Genomic DNA, 20,332 nt, shown 5'->3' with positions numbered 1-20,332 from the left:
GCTGTGAGGAGTACCCGTGGCCATCTCGGTCTTCGACCTGTTCTCGATCGGCATCGGCCCGTCCAGCTCCCACACGGTCGGCCCGATGCGCGCGGCCCGGATGTTCGCCCGGCGGCTGCGCAACGAGGAGCTGCTGGACGCCGTGGCCTCGGTCCGCGCCGAGCTGTACGGCTCCCTGGGCGCCACCGGCCACGGCCACGGCACGCCCAAGGCGGTCCTGCTCGGCCTGGAGGGCGCCTCGCCGCGCACGGTCGACGTGGAGTCGGCCGACGAGCGCGTGGAGCGGATCAAGGAGTCGGGCCGGCTGAACCTGCTCGGCGAGCACGAGATCCCGTTCTCCTTCGACGACGACCTCGTGCTGCACCGCCGCAAGACCCTGCCGTACCACGCCAACGGCATGACCATCTGGGCCCACGACGCCTCCGGCACCGAGCTGCTCTCCAAGACGTACTACTCCGTCGGCGGCGGGTTCGTCGTCGACGAGGACGCGGTCGGCGCCGACCGCATCAAGCTCGACGACACCGTCCTGAAGTACCCCTTCCGCACCGGTGACGAGCTGCTCCGCCTGACCAAGGAGACCGGCCTGTCGATCTCCTCGCTGATGCTGGAGAACGAACGCGCCTGGCGCACCGAGGACGAGATCCGCACCGGGCTGCTCGACATCTGGCACGTGATGCGCGCCTGTGTCTCCCGGGGCATGTCCCGCGAGGGCATCCTGCCGGGCGGGCTGCGGGTGCGCCGCCGCGCCGCCGTCACCGCCCGCCAGCTCCGCGCCGAGGGCGATCCGCTGGCCCACGCCATGGAGTGGATCACCCTGTACGCGATGGCGGTGAACGAGGAGAACGCCGCCGGCGGCCGGGTCGTCACCGCCCCCACCAACGGCGCGGCCGGCATCATCCCCGCCGTCCTGCACTACTACGACAACTTCGTCCCCGGCGCGGACGAGGACGGCGTCGTGCGCTTCCTCCTCGCCGCCGGCGCGATCGGCATGCTCTTCAAGGAGAACGCCTCCATCTCCGGCGCCGAGGTCGGCTGCCAGGGCGAGGTCGGCTCCGCCTGCTCCATGGCCGCCGGTGCCCTCGCCGAGGTCCTGGGCGGCAGCCCGGAGCAGGTGGAGAACGCCGCCGAGATCGGCATGGAGCACAACCTCGGCCTGACCTGCGATCCCGTGGGCGGCCTGGTCCAGATCCCGTGCATCGAGCGCAACGGCATGGCCGCCGTGAAGGCCGTCACCGCCGCCCGTATGGCCATGCGCGGCGACGGCTCCCACAAGGTCTCCCTCGACAAGGTCATCAAGACCATGAAGGAGACGGGCGCGGACATGAGCGTCAAGTACAAGGAGACGGCGCGGGGCGGGCTCGCGGTGAACATCATCGAGTGCTGACCGCCGGCCCCCGCGGCCCGCTACTCGCGGGCGAGCATCGCCTCCGCCTCTCGTTCGAGGTCGACGTAGGGGTCGCCGCTGACGTCGACGGCGACGCGGTGGAGGGTGCCGCCGGTGAAGGCGTGGGGGGCGGGGCCGGGGTAGTCGGAGGTGACGGCGTCGCCGCCGTCCTTGCCGACGTTGAGGCCCTCGCCGGCGAGGGTGAAGCGGCCGGGCTGGGTCCTGATCCGGCCCTCGCCCACCTTCCGGTCGCCGTGGTACAGGCTGAGGATGCCGGTGGCGACGCCGGGTGAGACCTCGCCGTCCTTGTCGAAGGAGGCGGCCAGGATGAGCTGTTCGCCGGCCGGCAGGTCCTCGGTCGCGGTGATCCGCTGTTCCTCGCTGCCGAGGAAGTTGTAGACGTACGTCAGCCTGCCGTCCTTGACGTAGAGCGCGTGGCCGCCGAAGCGGCCGCCGTGGGCGAAGAGGACGCCCGCCGCGGCGGGGCCGCCGGGCAGGTCGACGAGGGCGCCGATGGCGTACGAACGGTTGCGGATGTTGACGGCGACGGCCTCGGGCACCTCGGAGCCGCCCGGCCGGTACACGTACCGGTTGCGGGCCGGGGTGAGTTCGGGGCGCGGGGTGGAGAGGATCTCCAGGGCGGAGCGGTCGTCGAGCGGGAAGGCGCCGTTGACTCCGGCCTCGTGGAACCACAGGCCGATCAGCTCCTGGAGCCGCTCGGGCTCCTGGCCCGCGAGGTCGTGGAGTTCGGAGCGGTCGGTGTCGGTGTGGTACAGCTCCCAGGTGTCCCGCTGGAAGTTGCTCCAGCCGCTGATCGCCGGGTGGGTGGTGACGGCCTTCCAGCCCTGGTGCCAGATCCCGCGCGTGCCGAGCATCGAGTAGAACTGGGTGCTCTTCGCGGACGGCAGCGCGGCGGAGTCGAAGCTGTAGCGCATGCTGACGCCCTGGAGCGGGATCTGCGGGGCGCCCTTGACGGTCGCGGGCAGGTCCAGGCCGAGGCAGTCGAGCAGGGTGGGGACGATGTCGATGGCGTGGTGGTACTGGTCCCGCACCTCGCCCCGGGCGGCGATCCCGGCCGGCCAGGAGATCACGCACGGGTCGCAGGTGCCGCCGTTGAACGAGTACCGCTTCCACATCTTGAACGGCGTGTTGAAGGCCATGGCCCAGCCGTTCGGATAGTGGCCGTATGTCTCCAGACCGCCCAGCTTGTCGATCATGGCGAGGTTCTCGGCGAGGTCGTCGGCGACGTTGTTGAAGAACTTGTTCTCGTTGACCGAGCCGTTCGGGCCGCCCTCGCCGCTGGCGCCGTTGTCGGACACCACGACGAAGATCGTGTTGTCGAGCTGCTCGATCTCCTCCAGATAGGCGAGCAGGCGGCCGATCTGGTCGTCGCAGTGCGACAGGAACCCGGCGTACACCTCGGCCATCCGGGAGAACAGCCGCTGCTCGTCCGCGCTCAGCTCGGCCCACGGGCGGGTGAAGTCGAGCGGCGGGAACGGCTCGCCGTTCGGGCCGCTGCGGGTCTCGGGGGTGCCGATCGGGTTGAGCGGCGGCAGCTCGGTGTTCTCCGGGACCAGCCCGAGTTCCTTCTGCCGGTCGAGGATCTCCTCGCGCATCGCCTCGTACCCGGCGTCGAACCGCCCCCGGTAGCGGTCGATCCACTCGGGCGGCGCCTGGTGCGGGGCGTGCGCGCAGCCGGGCGCGTAGTAGAGCAGGACGGGCCGCTCGGGGGCGATGGCCTTGACGTCGTCGATGTACTGGAGGGCCTTGTCGGTGATGTCGACGCCGAAGTGGTAGCCCTCCTCCGGGGTGGTGGGCTGCTCGACCGGGTGCTGGTCGTGGACCAGGTCGGGGTGCCACTGGCTGGTCTCGGCGCCCAGGAAGCCGTAGAAGCGTTCGAAGCCGCGGCCGGTGGGCCAGTTCCGGCGGGTGGAGGCGAGGTTCATCTCGTCCTCCGGGCACAGATGCCACTTGCCGACCAGCGCGGTGCTGTAGCCCCGTTCGACGAGGACCTCGGCGAGGGTGGCGCACTCGGACGGGATGTGGCCGTTGGCGCTGGGGAAGCCGATCGCGGCCTCGCTGATGCACGCCATGCCGTTGGTGGTGTGGTTGCGGCCGGTCAGCAGGGCGGAGCGGGTCGGCGAGCACAGGGCGGTGGTGTGCCACTGGGAGTAGCGCAGGCCGTTCGCCGCGATCCGGTCGATGTTCGGGGTCTCGATCGGGCCGCCGTAGCAGCTCAGCGCCCCGAAGCCGACGTCGTCGAGCACGATGTAGACGATGTTCGGCGACCCGGCGGGAGCCTTCGGCTGCTGGTACGGGGTCCAGTCGGGGACGGAGTCGCGGACATCGAGGTTGATCACACCACGGAACGTGTCAGACACCGGGCGTCCTTCCCTGCGGGCTTCGGGTCGCGAGAACGCGGTTGTCAGCAGCTTCGCGGGTGCGGACGGCGGCCGCCCGTCCGGTCGTACGAACGGGTGGCGCGGTGGGGAGTCAGGGGGCCGGGGTGTCGTCCGGGGACGGGAAGACGCGGGACCAGTCGTCGCGGACGCTGACCGTCGTCCACCCCCTGCGCGCGGCCTCGCTCAGGGCCTGCTCGGCGCCGGTGTCGTAGGCGGGGTCGGCGCGGTCCGGGTCGTCGTGGTGGACCAGGAGCGCGAGGCCGCCGGGGGTGGCGGCGGCGTAGGCCAGCATGTCGATGTCGCCGTTGGAGTTGCCGCAGGCCAGCAGGGGGCGGCGGCCCAGCCGGCTCCAGATGCGCAGGGGTTTCTCGGGGCCGTCGTCCAGCAGCTCGATCCCGTCGCCGTACACGACGTCCGCGCGGTCGGGGTCCCAGCGCAGGGCGGGGGTGGAGCCGATGACCCGCTCGGGCGGCACCCCGTACACCTCCTCGGAGATCACGCGCATGAAGTCCCGGCCGCCGCCGGAGACGATCACCGTGGTGAACCCGTGCCCGCGCAGCAGGCCGAGCAGCTCGCGCATCGGCTGATAGGCGCACGCCTGGTAGGGCCGGTCGAGCTGCGGGTGCCGGGCGGTGGCGAAGAACTCCCCGATCCGGGCGGCCAGGGTCGCGGTGTCCATGCCGCGCTGGGTGGCGATCACGGCCTCGGCGAGCGTGGGCAGCCGGGTGTCGTCCCCGGCGTAGTGGGCCGCGACGACGGAGGCGATCCACGTCGGGTCGCCGGTGAGCGCCGAGGCGTACGGCTCCTCGGCGGCCAGCTCGGGGCGTTCGGCGGCCATGCGGCGCCACTGCTCGGTGAGGTGGTGCAGTTGGACGGGCATGGGCAGCTCGGGCCAGAGGGTGCCGTCGTTGTCGAACGCGGCGATCCGGGCCTCGGGCGGCACGAAGGCCGGGCCGCCCGGTGTGGTCACCTCGTCGACGAACCTCAGGAGGGTGGTGCGGGTGCGGCCGTCGCGCCAGGAAGGGAGCGGGTTCAACGGGGTCTCCTCGTACGGTCGGCGGGCGGGGCGGCCGGGGTTTCCGGGCGGATCACGCAGCGGAAGCCGAGGTGGCAGGTCGCGGTGTCCTCGCTCTGGCCGGTGCGGGCGGCCGGGCGGTAGCGCAGGCAGTAGTTCGGGGCGCAGAGGTGGGAGCCGCCCTTGGTGACCCGGCGCGGGAACCGCTCCCCCGCGGGCGACGGCGGCCCGGCGGAGCGGCCGCGCGGGGCGCAGCAGGGCCGCGGGGCCGGATCGGGATGCCGGTCGGTGTAAGGGTCCGCCGTCCACTCCCACACATTGCCCGTCATGTCGTGGAGGCCGTAGCCGTTGGGCGGGTAGGTGCCCACGGGTGTCGTGCCGGGGTACGGCTGCCGCGGCGAGGCCGGGACGTACTCCCAGGGGAACGCGCCGTGCCAGGTGTTCGCCATCCGCCGGCCCCGGGGCGCGAAGTCGTCGCCCCACGCGAAGACCGCCCCCTCCAGCCCGCCGCGGGCGGCGAACTCCCACTCGGCCTCGGTGGGCAGTTCCTTGCCCGCCCAGGCCGCGTAGGCGACGGCGTCCTCGAACGCGACCTGGGTGACCGGGTGGCGCTCCCGCCCGTGCAGGGTGCTGCCGGGCCCTTCGGGCCGGTGCCAGCAGGCGCCGGGCCGGTACGTCCACCAGCGGTGCCAGTCGTCCAGCGGCACCGGGCCGGGGGTCCCGCGGAAGACCAGCGCGCCGGGGACGAGCCCGGCGGGGTCGGCGCCCGGGAAGTCGGCCGGGTCGGGCGGCCGTTCGGCGACCGTCACATGGCCGGTCGCCTTCACGAACCTGCGGAACTCCGCGACCGTCACCGGGTGTTCGTCGATCCAGAACCCGTCCACCGACGCCCGGTGGACGGGCCGCTCCTCGGGATAGAAGTCCTCCGATCCCATGAGGAACGACCCGCCCGGGATCCACGCCATCCCCTTCGGCGACGGCCCGCCCGCGATCCGGGGCTCTTCGGTGACGGTCATGCCCTCACCGTGCCTCAGCCGCCCCCGGCGCCCGCGTAGCGACGCGCGCCCTGGAAGACGCCCGGGACGGCCGGCTCAGCCGCGGAAGGCCGCCGGGCGCTCCGGGCTCGCCTCGGACAGGGCCTTGGTGACCTCGTCCACGCCGCCGCGCAGGCCGTAGACGGGGGTGTCGGGCTGCTGGCGCCAGGAGTCGTCGATGCCGCCGGCGTCGACGGTGTCGAAGCCGATCTCGTCGATCAGGGCGCGGATCTTCGCCTTGGCCGCCTCGTCGTCGCCGGCGACCGGCAGGGCCACGCGCTCGGGGTCACCGGCCGGGCGGGGGCGGTCCAGGATGTCCTGGGCGTAGGTGCCGTTGAACGCCTTGATCACGGGGTGGCCGATCTGGCGCTCGGTCCAGCGGCTCTCGGTGAGGCCCTCGTCCTCGATCCCGGCGATACGGCCGTCGCGCTGCTGCGGGTAGTAGTTGTTGGTGTCGAGGACGGCCACGCCCTCGGCGGCGCCGTCGAGGACTCCGGCGGGCAGGTCCGGGATCGCCTTGAGGGGGATGGTGATCACCACGACCTCGGCGCCACGGGCGGCGTCCCCGACGGCGACCGGCGTGGCGCCCGTCTCCGCCGCCAGTTCCGTGAGCGTGTGCGGCCCGCGGGAGTTGGCCACGGAGACCTCGTGGCCGAGGGCGGTGAGCCGTCGGGTGAGGTTGCCGCCGATGTTGCCCGCGCCGATGATGCCGATCTTCATGTCAGGCCTTTCCGGTCCGTACGTGTCCGTCGGTGTCGTCCGTCCGGAGGATGGATGCATGCGCATACACCCTCCGGTGGGCGACAACCGCGGCCGGCCGGCGGCTATTCCGGAGGGCGCTACTTGTTCAGGTGGCTCCAGAACTCGTCGAACGAGAGGACCTTGTCCCCGTTCAGGTCGCGGCTCTTGATGAGGGCCTCGGCTACCGACTCCGTGACGTTCCAGTCGCCCTGCTGGGCCAGGGCGGTCTTGAACTCGGCGGCGGTGATGAACCCGTCCCCGTCCGCGTCGATCCGGTCGAACTGCTTGCGTGCCTCTTCGATGTCGGCCACCGATCCGCCCCTTTTTCCGTCGCTTACTGTCGTACTGCCGCAGGTCAGATTAACGGCCCTGACGAGTGCCCGGTGCGGCGGCCAGGAAGAGGGGGACGGGTGGAGACACTGCGGGACATTCTCGACGCGGCGGCGCGCGGGGTCTTTCCGCCGCCGGAGGGCCGGACGACGGTCGTACCGCAGATGTCGGTCCGGGACGCCGGGGTGCTCGCCTTCACGGCGCACTCGGTCGTCTTCACGGACGAGGACCCGGAGTGGGTGGCGGCGGTGCTGCGCGGGGTCGACTGCGATCCGCTGTCCGCGACGATGAACCCGCGTTTCCTGTCCGCCCTCATGGACCGCACCGGGCGGACGGCCGAGACGATCGACGCCATGCTGGTGGCCGCCCCGCTGCCGGGCCCGCCGCCGGTCGCCCTGCGCGAGATCACCGACCGCGGCCATCCCCGCGTGCGCTACGCCCGCCGTCGGCGCGATCACGTGCGGGTGTGGGCGGCGGACGGCGGGGTGCTGGTCATGGGCCGCGGTATCGGCGGCCGGCTGGAGGTCTCGGCCGAGGTGGACGAGGCGGTACGGCGGCGGGGGCGCGGGCGGCTGCTGGTGACCGCCGCCCGCCACCTCGCCGACGAGCCGGTGTGGGCCCAGATCGCGCCGGGGAACGCCCGCAGCGTACGGGCGTTCCAGGCGGCGGGGTACGTCCCCGTGGGCGCGGAGATCCTGCTGACGCGCGCCGGGTAGCGGTCAGCGGAAGATGCCCGTGTGGCCCAGGGAGTAGCGGCCGGGCTGGGGGTAGACGGCCAGGCCGTGCGGGCCGCTGCCGACCGGGATGCGGGCGAGCTGCTTGCCGGTGCGGGTGTCGATGGCGTACACCTCGGCGTCGTAACGCCCGGACAGCCACAGGACCTTGCCGTCCGCGGAGACGCCGCCCATGTCGGGGCTGCCGCCGTCGGGCAGGTGCCACTTCTTGGTGATCCGGTCCTCGGTGAAGTCGAAGACGGAGACGGTGCCCTCGCCGCGGTTGGAGACGTACATCTCGCGGGAGTCGCGGCTGACGTAGAGCCCGTGGCAGCCCTTGCCGGTGGGCAGCAGGGTCGGCTTGCCGAAGGTGTCGCCGTCGATCACCCACATCCCGTCGGCCATCATGTCGGCGATGTAGAACCGCTTGCCGTCGGGCGAGACCTTCACGTCCTGCGGCATGGCGCCCTTGAAGGGGAGTTTCTGCTGTCCGACGACCTCCATCCGCTCGGTGTCGACCTTCAGCAGCTCCCCGCTGAACTCGCAGGAGACGATGAAGTACCGGCCGTCGCGGGAGAAGTCGGCGTGGTTGACGCCGTAACAGGTGACCGGCTCGGTCTTGATCCGCTTCATGGTGTGCGGGTCACGGAAGACGAGTTCGCGGTCGAGGGAGGCCATCACGATCGCGTACTTGCCGTTGGGCGTGAAGTAGAGGTTGTACGGGTCGTGCACCTCCACCTCCTTGCCCGCCTTGCCGGTCTTGGGGTCGATGGGGGTGAGGGTGTGCCCGCGGTTGTTGTTGACCCAGAGGGTCTTGAGGTCCCAGGAGGGCACGACGTGCTGCGGCTGCCGGCCGACGTGCAGGGTGTCGACGACCTTGTAGGTCTCCGGGTCGATGACGGTGACGGTGTCGGACTCGGTGTTGGGCACATAGACGCGGGACGGGAAGTCCTTGACCACCGGGGAGAGCCGGTTGGGACGGTCGGCCGCGTAGACGTCGTTCGGGTCGAGCACGGGCGGCATACCGGGCAGCCCCGGGACGGCGGGTTTCTCCTTCTGCCGCTGGTGCGCGGGGGCGGGTGCGGCGGCCTTGGGCGACTGATCGGTCCCGCCGGCCTTGTCCTTGGACTCGGTGCCGCAGGCGGCGAGGGCGGCGACGGCGGTGAGGGCGGTCCCGGTGAGCAGGGCGCGCCGCAGGAGGGTGGGGTGCATCAGCTGAGCAGCTCCGTGGTCGTGACCGCGCGCAGGCCGCGGCGGTCCAGTTCGTCCAGGACGGCGGGGAGGGCGGCGACCGTGTCCGCGTACCCGAAGTGCAGGCTCACGACGGATCCGCCCCGGACGGCGTCGAGGACGGTCCGGGTGACGGCGGGCGCGCCGGGCGAGGTGAAGTCGAGGGAGTCGACGTCGTAGGAGAGGACGTGGGGGTATCCGGCCCGGCGGGCCAGGGTCTCGACGAGCGGGGAGGCGCGGGCGGCGCGGGAGGGGCGGAACCAGGTGCCGACGGATCCGGTGAGCCGCTTCAGCCGGGCGGCGCAGTCCTCGATCTCGCGGGTGGCGTCCGCCTCGGACATGGTGTTGATGTCGAGGTGGCGCATGGTGTGGTTGCCGAGGTCGTGGCCGCCGTCGAGGATCCGGCGGGCCATCCCGGGATGCGCGTCGAGCCAGGTCCCGACGGCGAGCACGGTGACCCGCGCACCGCGCCGCTCGGCCTCGGCGAGCAGCGCACGCGCGGTGGCGGGATCGCCGTTCCCGTGAAAGGTGAGCGCGACCCGGGGCCGGCCCCGGGGCCCGTGATCGACCTGCACGGGCTGCCCGGGGAAGCGCCGCGGCGACGGCGCGGGGCGGGCCGGGCCGGTCGGCGGGGGCGGGCTCGTGGCATCGGGCGCGGAGTGCGCGACGGCACCGGTCCTGGCACACCCCGCGGCGAACGCCCCCGCGACGGCGAGCCCGGCACCGGCCCGCAGAACCCCCCGACGATCAGTCGTGGTCACCCGCCCCATTTAAGGCGGTTGAGCCGTCGAATCGGGCGATTGGTCCATTCGGCGGCCGGTTGGCCTCCCGCGCACGGAAGCCGCGGGGCCGCCCCGCGGAGCGGTCAGCGGTCGGCGACGCGCATCTCGAACCAGGTCGTCTTGCCGCGTGGGAGCAGGTCGACGCCCCAGCGGTCGGAGAGTTTGTCGACGAGGAAGAGGCCACGGCCGCTGACGTCGAGTTCCTGGACCGGCATCAGACAGGGCAGACCACGGGACGGGTCGCGGACCTCGATGCGGATCCAGCCGCGGCGGCGCCGCATCCGGAGGCCGAACACCCGGGCGCCGGTGTGCCGTACGGCGTTGCCGACGAGTTCGGAGACGAGGAGGACCGCGTCCTCGGTCATCCGAGGGCTCAGGCCCCACTGCCGCAGGACGACGACCTGGGTGAGCCGGCGGGCCGTGGCGGCGGACTCGGGGCGGGACGGCAACGGCACCTCGCCCTCCGTCGGGTTCCCGAACAACTCCAGCGCCTTGAGCGCCCGTTCGTCCTCGACCGCAGGCGACCATCGTGCCGCGGCCACACGCTCGTGCCCCCGCGGCTGTTCGACATCCTCCAGCCCCGCCATGCCCACCATGATGGCCGCCCGATGTCGCCCGCGTGGCCGTTCCGGGGGAATACGCCCCCTGTGCGACCCCTTTCCGCGCGGGCGAGTTGACATATGCCAGAGGCAGGCCGGAGCCCGCCGGACCCCAACTGACCTGCTCAGTAAGCCCTTTCGGGGGCAAGCCCAGGATCCCTGGCCAAGGCAGGCTTAAGGTCACCTTAAGGTTCCCATAATCCGCCCCATCGAGGGATCCCGGGTCAGACACCCTGTCAATTGCAAGTGGTTCCGGCGGGATTCACAGAGATGTGTCTCACAGGAACGTGGCCTTGCCGGGGCCGTCCTCCACGAAGCTGCGCATGCCGATCTCACGGTCGGGGGTGGCGAACAGGCCCGCGAACCAGTTGCGTTCGACCGCGAGGCCGGTGTCGATGTCGGTCTCCAGACCGGTGTCGACGGACTCCTTCGCGGCCCGCAGCGCGAGCGCCGGACCCTGTGCCAGCTTGGCGGCCCAGGCGTGCGCCTGGGTGTAGACCTCGTCGGCCGGCACCACCCGGTCGACCAGGCCGAGCGTCAGCGCCTCGTCCGCCTTGACCATCCGGCCGGTGAAGATGAGGTCCTTGGCCCGGGAGGGGCCCACCAGCCGCGCCAGCCGCTGGGTGCCGCCGGCGCCCGGGATCAGCCCGAGCAGGATCTCCGGCTGGCCGAGCTTGGCGTTCTCCCCCGCGATCCGGTAGTCCGCGCACAGCGCCAGCTCGCAGCCGCCGCCCAGCGCGTAGCCGGTGACGGCCGCCACGACCGGCTTGGGGATCCGGGCCACCGCCGTGAAGGCGTCCTGGAGGGCGCGGGCGCGCAGGACCATCGCCGTGTGGTCCATGGCCTGCATCTCCTTGATGTCCGCGCCCGCCGCGAACACCTTCTCCCCGCCGTACACCACGACGGCCCGCACGTCCTCGCGGCGGGCCGCCTCCTCGGCGACCTCCTTCAGCCGGTCCTGGGTGGCGATGTCCAGCGCGTTCATCGGCGGACGGTCGAGACGGATCGTGCCGACGCCGTCGGCGACTTCGAGATTCACGGTCATGGCAGCAGGTTAACGCCGACTAACAGCGACGGGCCCGGTGCCGTGGCTCACAGCACCGGGCCCGTCCGCCCGAAAGGATCGCGCGTGGACTACTTCGTCCACTCCGCCCACGAGAGGTTCCAGCCGTTGAGGCCGTTGGAGGGGTCGACCACCGGGTCGGTGGAGTTCTTCACGACCACCACGTCACCGATCATCGACTGCTTGAAGAACCACGCGGCCGGCACCGAGCCGTCGTAGCCGCCGCGCACGTCCCGCAGGCCGATGCAGCCGTGGCTGGCGTTGTAGTTGCCGAAGGCGTCGCCGCCCCAGTAGTTGCCGTGCACGAAGGTGCCGGAGTTGGTCAGGCGCATGGCGTGCGGGACGTCCTTGATGTCGTACTCGCCGTCGTAGCCGACGGTGTCGCCGTTCATCCGGGTCACCGTGAACTTCTCGCTGATGACCATCTGGCCGTTCCAGGTGGCGTAGCCGGGCTTGCCGGTGGTGACCGGGATGGTCTTGACGACCTTGCCCTCGCGCATGACCTTCATCGTGTGCTTCTTGGCGTCCACGACGGACACCTGGTCGCGGCCGATGGTGAAGGAGACGGTCTTGGCCTGCTTGCCGTAGACGCCCTTGCGGCCCTCGACGCCGTCGAGGTTGAGCTTGACGGTGACCTTGGTGCCGGCCTTCCAGTACTTCTCGGGCCGGAAGTCGAGGCGGTCGTTGCCGAACCAGTGGCCCTGGACGTCGACGGCCGGCTCGGTCGTGATCTTGATGGCCTTCTCGACGTCGTCCGGCTTGGTGATGCCGCGCGTGAAGCGGACCGAGAACGGCATGCCGACGCCGACGGTGGAGCCGTCCTCGGGCGTGAAGTTGCCGGTGAAGGTGTTCTGCGGGCTCAGCGTGGTGAAGGAGGAGTCCTCGGCGGCCGTACGGCCCTCGGAGTCCTTGGCCACCGCGTGCACCTGGTACTCGGTGGACGCCGCGAGATGCGTGGCGGGCGTCCAGCTACTGCCGTCGGCGGAGATCGTGCCCTCGATCTTCGTGCCGTCGTCGTCCTTGACGGTGACCTCGGTCAGCTTGCCCTTGTCGGCGCTGACCTTGAGGGCGCCGCTGGTGTCCACGTCCTTGGCGCCGGTCTTCGGCGCGATCGTGACGACGGCCACCGACTGCTTGCTCTCGGCGGCGGCGGTGCTGCCCTTGCCGTCCTTGTCCTTGCCCTCGGTCCCCGCGTTCGATCCCCCGCCCCCGCCGCAGGCCGTGACGGCCAGCAGCGCGCCGCCGACGATCACCGCCCACCGCTTGTTGCGGCCGCGTGAGCGTCCACCCGCCGACGCCCCCGATATCGGTCGCACGTTCACAGTCGTTCTCCCCTCGCAAGGCCCGGTCAGGCCCCCACCCCAGCGCGTCCCGCGCGATCACTGGCGCATATTAACTGCACGGTTTTGAGCATCGTGTCAGGTCAATGTCACCGTTCCGTCGCAACTTGGACCGTACGAGGGCGGGGATGGTTGCACGGAGAAGCAAAGGCGGGGCGAGGGGCGCCGGGAATCAGCCGAGGGCGCTGCCTTCCTTCCACTCCCGCCAGCCCATGTTCCAGCCGCCGAGGCCGTTGTCGGGCGCGACCTGCTTGTCCTTGCTGTGGACCACCTCGACGACGTCCCCGACGAGCGAGCGGTCGAAGAACCAGCCGGCCGGGGTGTCCGAGGCGCCGCCCTTCACGTCCCGCAGCCCGACGCAGCCGTGGCTGACGTTCTCCCGCCCGAAGACGTCGTCCGCCCAGTAGTTGCCGTGCAGGAAGGTGCCGGACTCGGTCAGCCGCATGGCGTGCGGGACGTCCGGGATGTCGTACTCGCCCTTGCCGTTCTTCTTCTTGAAGCCGACCGTCGCGCCGTTCATCCGGGTCAGTTCGAGCATCTCGGTGACGACCATCTTGCCGTTGTACGTCGTCGTCCTCGGCGCCCCGGCCGTGATGGGCACGGTCGCGATCAGATCGCCGTCGCGGTGGACCTTCATGGTGTGGCGGGCCGCGTCGACGAGGGAGACCTGGCTGCGGCCGACGGTGAAGGTGACCTTCTTGTCCTGTACGCCGTACACCCCGGGCGCGCCCTCGACGTCGCGCAGCCGCAGGTCGACGGTGACCTCGGTGCCGGGCTTCCAGTAGCGGCGGGGCCGGAAGTCCAGGCGGCCGTCGTGGAACCAGTGCGCCCGGATCTCGACGTCCGGGACGGCGGTGACCCGGACGGCGCGCTCCACGGCGGCCCGGTTGGCGATCTCCCGGCTGAACTCCAGGGAGACGATCATCCCGGTGCCGACGGTCGAGCGGTTCTCCGGGGTGACGTACCCGACGAAGCGCTCCTCGGGGACCTGGGTGGTGAACGTGGTGCGGCGCGCGGCGCGGTCGCCGTCGGCGTCGAGCGCCACGGCGTCGACGGTGTAGCGGGCGGCGAGGGCGAGCCGGTCGTCGTCGGGCCGCCAGGACCGGCCGTCGGCGGAGATCCGGCCGGGCACCGCGGTCTCCTGGGCGTCCTGGGAGCGCACGACCTTCACCGACTCCAGCCGCCCGTCCGGCACCGCCACCCGCAGCCCGGCCCCGGGGCGGACGCCCTTGGTGCCGTCGGCCGGGGTCACCCGGATGGTGTCCGCTGCGGCCGGCGCCTTGCCCAGCATCCGGTCGAGTCCGCCGCCCTCCGCGGTGCAGCCGGCCGCCCCGGCCAGCAGTCCTGCCCATGTCACTACGGCGGCCACTGCGACCCTCGCGCGCCGTGCGCGCCCTTGTACGTGCCTCACGGCGTGTCCAACGACCGGGCACGCTCCGGGGAAACGTGAGTGCGAGGCACGCTCTGGGCAGAACAGGGGGGAGGACGACGCGACGGGGAGCAGCGGCCGGGACGCCCCGCCCCTTGCCCACGTCGTCCCACGAGCCGCGGGAGGCGGAACGGTGTCCAGCGCAGCCGAGCAGGAGACGGTGGCAAAGGAGCGGGTCGCGCCCGAAGCCGTCGTGAACGGTGCGTCGCACAGGACGCCCGGCGTGCCCGTGTGGCCGGGCGCGCCCACGCCGCTCGGCGCCCGGTTCCGCACCGGGCCCGACGGGGTGGCGGGGACCAACTTCGCGCTGTGGGCGGGCGGGGCGGAGGCGGTCGAGCTGTGTCTGTTCGACGCGTCGGGGCGGGAGACCCGCGCCCGGCTCACCGAGCTGACGCACGAGATCTGGCACGGCTTCGTGCCGGGGGTGATGCCGGGCCAGCGCTACGGCTACCGGGTGCACGGCCGCTGGGACCCCTGGACGGGCGGCCGCTGGAACCCGGCGAAACTGCTCCTCGACCCGTACGCCCGCGCGGTGGACGGCGACTTCACCCTGCCGCCCGAGGTGTACGGGCACGTCCGGGACTGGCCGCAGCAGCAGGTCGCCGACACCGTGCGCGACGACCGGGACTCGGCGCCGTACGTCCCGAAGGGCGTCGTCGTCCACGATGACGACGACTGGGCCGACGACCGCAGGCCCAAGACGCCCTGGGCCGATTCGGTGATCTACGAGGTGCACGTCAAGGGCTTCACCCGGCGCCACCCGGGCATCCCCGAGGAACTGCGCGGCACCTACGCCGGGCTGGCGCACCCGGCGGCGGTCGAGCACCTGGTGAAGCTGGGCGTGACGGCGGTGGAGCTGCTGCCGGTCCACCAGTTCGCGCACGAGGACCATCTGCTGCGCCGGGGCCTCGCGAACTACTGGGGCTACAACTCCATCGGCTACTTCGCCCCGCACGCCGGATACGCCTCCGCCGGGACCCGCGGCGAGCAGGTCGGCGAGTTCAAGCGGATGGTGCGGGCGCTGCACGCGGCGGGCGTCGAGGTGATCCTCGACGTGGTCTACAACCACACGGCGGAGGCGGGCGAGCTGGGCCCGACGCTGTCCCTGAAGGGCATCGACAACCGGGGCTACTACCGGCTCCAGCCGGACGCCCGCCGGTACGCGGACTACACCGGCTGCGGGAACACCCTGCACGTGGTGCAGCCGCACGTGCTGCGGCTGATCACGGACTCGCTGCGCTACTGGGTGACCGAGATGGGTGTGGACGGCTTCCGCTTCGACCTGGCCGCCGCGCTGGCCCGCTCCATGCACGACGTGGACATGCTGTCGCCGTTCCTCGCGGTGATCGCGCAGGACCCGGTGCTGCGCCGGGTCAAGCTGATCGCCGAACCGTGGGACGTCGGCTCCGGCGGCTACCAGGTGGGCGCCTTCCCGCCGCTGTGGACGGAGTGGAACGACCGCTACCGCGACGCCGTGCGGGACTTCTGGCGGGGCGCGCTGCCGGACGTGCGCGAGATGGGCTACCGGCTGTCGGGCTCCAGCGACCTGTACGCCTGGGGCGGGCGGCGGCCGTACGCGTCGGTGAACTTCGTGACCGCCCACGACGGCTTCACCCTGCGCGACCTGGTGTCGTACGAGCGCAAGCACAACGAGGCCAACGGCGAGGGCAACCGGGACGGCACGAACGACAACCGGGCCTGGAACTGCGGGGCCGAGGGGGAGACGGACGACGAGCGGATCCGGGCCCTGCGCCGCCGCCAGCTCCGCAATCTGCTCACCACCCTGCTGCTGTCGACGGGCGTGCCGATGCTGGTCGCGGGCGACGAGATGGGCCGTACCCAGGGCGGCAACAACAACGCGTACTGCCAGGACAACGAGATCGGCTGGGTGGACTGGGAGCTGCTGGAGGACCCGGCGTGGCAGGCGCTGTTCGACCTGACGGCCCGGCTGATCGCGCTGCGCCACCGCCACCCGGTGCTGCGCCGGCGCGCGTTCTTCTCCGGGCGGGCGCACTCGGCGGACGGGCTGCGCGATCTGGCGTGGTTCACCACGCGCGGCACGGAGATGACGGAACAGGACTGGTACGCGCCCGCCGCCACGCTCGGCATGTATCTGTCCGGCCGGGACATCCCGGGCCGGGACGAGCGGGGCGCGCCGATCACCGACGACAGCTTTCTCACCGTCCTGCACGCCGGGGACCGCCCGGTGAACTTCGTCCTGCCGGGGCCGCCGTGGGCGGAGCGCTACGAGGTGGTCGTGGACACCTCCCGCGACGACCAGACGGACCCGCCCGCGGTCCGGCACACGGCGGGCGAGGAGGTGACGGTGCCGGCGCGGGCGGTGTTGCTGCTGCGGGTGGTGGGGTGAGGGCCGACGGGCCGGCGGGCCGTCGAGCTGTCGGGCGCTCGGGCCGTCGGGCCGAAACTCGGTGGGCGATGTCAGTGGCGAACCGTAGGCTCGCTGCTGATGTCCACCATTCCTGAATCCGCCGAGGACCGGTCCGCGGTGCGGGCACTGCTGCGCCTGTGGCCGTACGTGCGGCCCGTGCGGTCGCGCCTGTTCACCGCCGCCTTCGTCGCGGTGATCGCCTCCTGTACCGGGCTGGTGATCCCGCTCGTCCTGAAGTGGATGGTGGACGGACCGGTCGCAGACGGGGACACGGCCGGCGTCTGGCTCGGCGCCCTCTACCTGCTGCTGCTCGGCCTCGTGGAGGCAGGCCTGTTCGGGCTGCGGCGCTGGCTGGTGGCCCGGCCGCTGTCGCACGTCGAGGCGGAGATGCGGGCCGATCTCTACCGGCATCTCCAGCGGCTCCCGGTGGCCTTCCACGACCGCTGGGCCTCGGGGCAGTTGCTGTCCCGGGGGACCACGGATCTGATGCTGGTGCGGATGTTCCTCGCCTTCCCGCTGACGTTCCTGCTGGTCAACTCGGTCACCATCCTCGTCGGTGTGATCATCATGCTGCTCCAGGACTGGACGCTCGGCCTGGTGATCCTGGGCCCGGCCGTCCCGGTGATGGTGATGTGCGTGGTCTTCGAGCGCCGGTACGCGATCGTGGCCCGCCGGGCACAGGACCAGGTCGGCGATCTGACGACGGTCGTCGAGGAGAGCGTCCTCGGCATCAGGATCATCAAGGGCTTCGGCCGGCACCGCAGCCAGGCGCGCGCCTTCCGCGAGCTGTCGGCCACCCTGCGCGGCACCGAGCTGCGCAAGGCACGGCTGCTGGCGACCATCTGGGCGGTGATCGTGACACTGCCGGAGGTGGCGATCGGCGCGGCCCTGGTGCTGGGCGCGGTGCAGGTGGCCGACGGCGCGCTGTCGGCGGGCACCCTGGTCGCGTTCCTGTCCACGGCGCTCGCGCTGCGCTGGCCGGTGGACTCGATCGGCTTCCTGCTCGCGATGAGCCAGGAGGCGGCGACGGCCACCGAGCGGTACTTCGAGGTGATGGACGAACGGCCGGAGGAGGAGACCGTGTCCGGCACGAGCCCGGTCGCCGAGGACGGCGGGCTCCGCTTCGACGGGGTCGTCTTCCGCTACCCCGACGCGCACCCCGGCTCCCCGCCCGTCCTGGACCGGATCGACCTGCACATCCGGCCCGGTGAGTCGATGGCCCTGGTCGGGGCCACCGGCAGCGGGAAGACCACGCTCACCGCCCTGGTGCCCCGGCTGCACGAGACGACCGCCGGGCGGATCACGCTCGACGGCACGGACATCACCGCGATGCCGCGCGCCGAGCTGCGCGCGAAGGTCGCCGTCGCCTTCGAGGAGCCGACGCTGTTCTCCGCGAGCATCGGGGAGAACGTGCTCATGGGCGCCGACGACACCGCGGGCGCCGAGGAGCTGGAGCGGGCGCTGGAGGTCGCGCAGGCCGGCTTCGCGCACCGGCTGCCCGAGGGCACCGGGACCCAGGTCGGCGAGCAGGGGCTCAGTCTCTCCGGCGGGCAGCGGCAGCGGCTCGCGCTGGCCCGGGCGGTCGTCGGACGGCCCCGGTTCCTGGTGCTCGACGACCCGCTCTCCGCGCTGGACGTGCACACGGAGGCCGCCGTGGAGGCCGCGCTGCGCGAGGTCCTCGCCGGCACCACCGCGCTGATCGTCGCCCACCGTCCGTCGACCGTGCTGCTCGCCGACCGGGTGGCCCTGCTGTCCGGCGGCCGGATCACCGCCGTCGGCACCCATCAGGAACTGCTGCGCGGCAACGCCGAGTACGCCCACCTCATGTCCGGAACCGGCCGCCAGGAGGACGACCGATGACCGCCCCCACCACCTCCTCCCCGGTCGCCGAGGAAGAGCCGGACGCCCCGCGCCCGCCGGCCGACGGCGACGCCTTCGACCATGACGCCCTGCCCACCCCGCCGGGCGCGACGGGCGCGCTGCTGCGTTCCCTGCTCGCCCCGATGCGGGCCCGGGTGGCGTTCACGACCGTTCTGCTGCTGCTCCAGCAGGCGGCCGTCCAGGCGGGCCCGCTGCTGGTGGCGTACACGATCGACCGGGCCGTACCGGCGTTCCGCGCCGACGACCACGGGCCGCTGTTCGCGGTGGGCGCCGGCTATCTGCTGTGCGCGCTGGCGGCCGGCGGCCTCCAGTACGCGTTCCTGACCGCGGCCGCCCGGGTCAACCAGGACGTGCTGCTCGATCTGCGCGGCCGGATCTTCCGGCACGCGCAGGCGCTCAGCCTCGACTTCCACGAGCGCTACACCTCGGGCCGGCTGATCTCCCGCTCCACGACGGACGTGGAGTCGCTGCGCGAGCTGCTCGACGAGGGGCTCCAGGAGCTGGTGACCGTCGTCCTGTCGTTCGTCTACATCTCGGCCATGCTGCTCTGGCTGGATATGGGGCTCGGCGCGGTCGCGGTGGCGTCCTTCGTGCCGCTGTACCTCCTGGTGCGGATGTACCAGCGGCGCGCGGCACGGGTGTACGCGGCGCGGTCCACGGCGATCGCGGCGGTGATCGTGAAGTTCGTGGAGACGATGAACGGCATCCGCCCGGTGCGCGCGTTCCGCCGCGAGGCCGTCAACGACGCGGACTTCCGGGTGCTGAACCGGCGTCACGAGCGCTCCAACGGCGACGCGCTCCTGGAGATGGCCCGCTATGTGGTCGGCTCCCGCCTGGTGGCCAACACGGCCGTCGCGGCGATCGTGCTGTGGGGCGCCCACCGGGTGGCGGACGGCTCCCTGGAGCTGGGTGTGCTGGCGGCCGCGGTGCTCTATCTGCGGCGGCTGTACGACCCGATCGACCGGCTCGGCATGTTCCTCAACTCCTACCAGTCGGCGGGCGCCTCGCTGGAGAAGATCGCCGGGCTGCTCGCGCAGACCCCGTCGGTGCCGGAACCGGCCGTGCCCCGCGAACTCCCCGCCCGGACGGGCGGACGGCCCGGCCGTGAGGTGGTGTTCGACGGGGTCTCCTTCGGCTACCGCACCGGCGGCGAGGTGCTCCCGGGCTTCGACCTCACCCTGCCCGCCGGGCAGACCGTCGCCGTCGTCGGCTCGACCGGCGCCGGCAAGTCGACCCTGGCCAAGCTGCTCGCCCGCTTCTACGACCCGACGGACGGCCGAGTGCTGCTCGACGGGGTGGACCTGCGCGACCTGCCGGTGCCGGAGCTGCGGCGCGGGGTGGTCATGGTGACGCAGGAGGCGTTCCTGTTCTCCGGCACGGTCGCCGAGAACATCGCGATCGGACGGCCGGACGCCACCCGTGAGGAGATCGAGCGGGCGGCGAAGGCGATCGGGGCGCACGAGTTCATCACCTCACTGCCCGACGGCTACGACACCGACGTCCGCAAGCGCGGCGGCCGCATCTCGGCGGGCCAACGCCAACTCGTCGCGTTCGCCCGCGCGTTGCTCGCCGATCCGGCGGTGCTCATCCTCGACGAGGCGACCAGCTCCCTCGACGTCCCCGGCGAACGGGCCGTCCAGGCGGCGATGACGACCGTCCTCGACGGCCGCACGGCGGTGGTGATCGCCCACCGCCTGTCGACCGTGGAGATCGCCGACCGCGTCCTCGTCATGGAACACGGCCGCATCGTCGAGGACGGCCCCCCGTCCGAACTCATCACCGGCACTGGCCGCTTCGCGGATCTGCACCGGGCTTGGCGGGACAGCTTGGCGTGACGGGGCGAGTGGCCCCAACTCGCCTTGCCTGAAAGGACGTTGACGCCGAGTCCCCCAAACCCTGTCTCATCCGTATATCGAACATGAATTCCCGGACAACGGAACGTTTCCGGCCAATTTTCTGACGCGCTCCTGACAGAGAGCGCAATCACCTGCCACTCTTCC

The 20,332-nt window shown here is 72.1% G+C and carries 16 protein-coding genes; 5 read left to right on the top strand and 11 right to left on the bottom strand.

All coding sequences use genetic code 11. The features are described from left to right. Nucleotides 1–16: 16 nt before the first annotated feature. Complete coding sequence (locus tag AFM16_RS27105) at nucleotides 17–1,384, top strand: L-serine ammonia-lyase (RefSeq protein ID WP_078634894.1); 1,368 nt, start codon at nucleotides 17–19, stop codon at nucleotides 1,382–1,384. Between the two features lie 20 nt (nucleotides 1,385–1,404). On the opposite strand, the gene AFM16_RS27100 is transcribed toward AFM16_RS27105, so the two are convergent. From AFM16_RS27100 to AFM16_RS27080, 5 genes are all read right to left on the bottom strand, one after another. Beyond that, complete coding sequence (locus tag AFM16_RS27100; protein ID WP_078634893.1) at nucleotides 1,405–3,765, bottom strand: arylsulfatase; 2,361 nt, start codon at nucleotides 3,763–3,765, stop codon at nucleotides 1,405–1,407. Between the two features lie 112 nt (nucleotides 3,766–3,877). Next, on the bottom strand, nucleotides 3,878–4,822 hold the full coding sequence (locus AFM16_RS27095; RefSeq protein ID WP_078634892.1) for an HAD family hydrolase: 945 nt from the start codon (nucleotides 4,820–4,822) through the stop codon (nucleotides 3,878–3,880). After that, the gene (locus AFM16_RS27090; RefSeq protein WP_078634891.1) at nucleotides 4,819–5,817 is read right to left on the bottom strand and encodes a formylglycine-generating enzyme family protein; all 999 of its coding nucleotides are present in this window, start codon (nucleotides 5,815–5,817) and stop codon (nucleotides 4,819–4,821) included. The genes AFM16_RS27095 and AFM16_RS27090 overlap by 4 nt, the downstream gene beginning before the upstream one ends. 75 nt (nucleotides 5,818–5,892) lie before the next feature. Further along, nucleotides 5,893–6,615: an NADPH-dependent F420 reductase gene (locus AFM16_RS27085; RefSeq protein WP_078637106.1), complete on the bottom strand. Its 723-nt coding sequence runs from the start codon at nucleotides 6,613–6,615 to the stop codon at nucleotides 5,893–5,895. A 59-nt stretch (nucleotides 6,616–6,674) separates the two neighbouring features. After that, entirely contained in the window at nucleotides 6,675–6,887 is a 213-nt protein-coding gene (locus AFM16_RS27080; RefSeq protein WP_030793584.1) for an EF-hand domain-containing protein, read from the bottom strand. Nucleotides 6,888–6,986: 99 nt separating this feature from the next. On the opposite strand from AFM16_RS27080, the gene AFM16_RS27075 reads away from it, so the two are divergent. Then, entirely contained in the window at nucleotides 6,987–7,622 is a 636-nt protein-coding gene (locus AFM16_RS27075; protein WP_078634890.1) for a GNAT family N-acetyltransferase, read from the top strand. Nucleotides 7,623–7,625: 3 nt separating this feature from the next. On the opposite strand, the gene AFM16_RS27070 is transcribed toward AFM16_RS27075, so the two are convergent. The 6 genes from AFM16_RS27070 to AFM16_RS27045 form a co-directional block, all read right to left on the bottom strand. After that, complete coding sequence (locus AFM16_RS27070; protein ID WP_078634889.1) at nucleotides 7,626–8,831, bottom strand: YncE family protein; 1,206 nt, start codon at nucleotides 8,829–8,831, stop codon at nucleotides 7,626–7,628. Then, nucleotides 8,831–9,619: a polysaccharide deacetylase family protein gene (locus AFM16_RS27065; RefSeq protein WP_078634888.1), complete on the bottom strand. Its 789-nt coding sequence runs from the start codon at nucleotides 9,617–9,619 to the stop codon at nucleotides 8,831–8,833. Before AFM16_RS27065 ends, AFM16_RS27070 begins: the two co-directional genes overlap by 1 nt. A gap of 95 nt (nucleotides 9,620–9,714) precedes the next feature. Beyond that, a complete protein-coding gene (locus AFM16_RS27060; protein WP_030793573.1) occupies nucleotides 9,715–10,218 on the bottom strand; it encodes an ATP-binding protein in 504 nt (167 codons plus the stop codon). A gap of 289 nt (nucleotides 10,219–10,507) precedes the next feature. Beyond that, complete coding sequence (locus tag AFM16_RS27055; protein WP_030793570.1) at nucleotides 10,508–11,275, bottom strand: enoyl-CoA hydratase/isomerase family protein; 768 nt, start codon at nucleotides 11,273–11,275, stop codon at nucleotides 10,508–10,510. A gap of 89 nt (nucleotides 11,276–11,364) precedes the next feature. After that, nucleotides 11,365–12,615, bottom strand: a complete 1,251-nt coding sequence (locus tag AFM16_RS27050) for a L,D-transpeptidase (RefSeq protein ID WP_030793568.1) — start codon at nucleotides 12,613–12,615, stop codon at nucleotides 11,365–11,367. 190 nt (nucleotides 12,616–12,805) lie between these two features. Beyond that, nucleotides 12,806–14,044 carry a L,D-transpeptidase gene (locus AFM16_RS27045; protein ID WP_078634887.1) on the bottom strand — a complete coding sequence of 413 codons (1,239 nt, stop codon included), beginning with the start codon at nucleotides 14,042–14,044 and terminating at the stop codon, nucleotides 12,806–12,808. Between the two features lie 151 nt (nucleotides 14,045–14,195). Between AFM16_RS27045 and glgX the strand changes: the two genes are divergently transcribed. The 3 genes from glgX to AFM16_RS27030 all read left to right on the top strand — a co-directional run bounded on the left by glgX (nucleotide 14,196) and on the right by AFM16_RS27030 (nucleotide 20,167). Continuing rightward, on the top strand, nucleotides 14,196–16,430 hold the full coding sequence (glgX, locus tag AFM16_RS27040; protein WP_078634886.1) for a glycogen debranching protein GlgX: 2,235 nt from the start codon (nucleotides 14,196–14,198) through the stop codon (nucleotides 16,428–16,430). Nucleotides 16,431–16,529: 99 nt separating this feature from the next. Next, nucleotides 16,530–18,311 (top strand): ABC transporter ATP-binding protein, encoded by a 1,782-nt coding sequence (locus AFM16_RS27035; protein WP_078634885.1) that lies wholly within the window; start codon nucleotides 16,530–16,532, stop codon nucleotides 18,309–18,311. Further along, entirely contained in the window at nucleotides 18,308–20,167 is a 1,860-nt protein-coding gene (locus tag AFM16_RS27030) for an ABC transporter ATP-binding protein (protein WP_078634884.1), read from the top strand. The genes AFM16_RS27035 and AFM16_RS27030 overlap by 4 nt, the downstream gene beginning before the upstream one ends. The last annotated feature ends 165 nt before the right edge of the window (nucleotides 20,168–20,332 follow it).

Source organism: Streptomyces antibioticus, from assembly GCF_002019855.1.
In the GTDB taxonomy this organism is placed as follows: domain Bacteria; phylum Actinomycetota; class Actinomycetes; order Streptomycetales; family Streptomycetaceae; genus Streptomyces; species Streptomyces antibioticus_B.
Note: the sequence above shows the minus strand (reverse complement) of the source record. Positions and strands in the feature narration are given on the sequence as shown.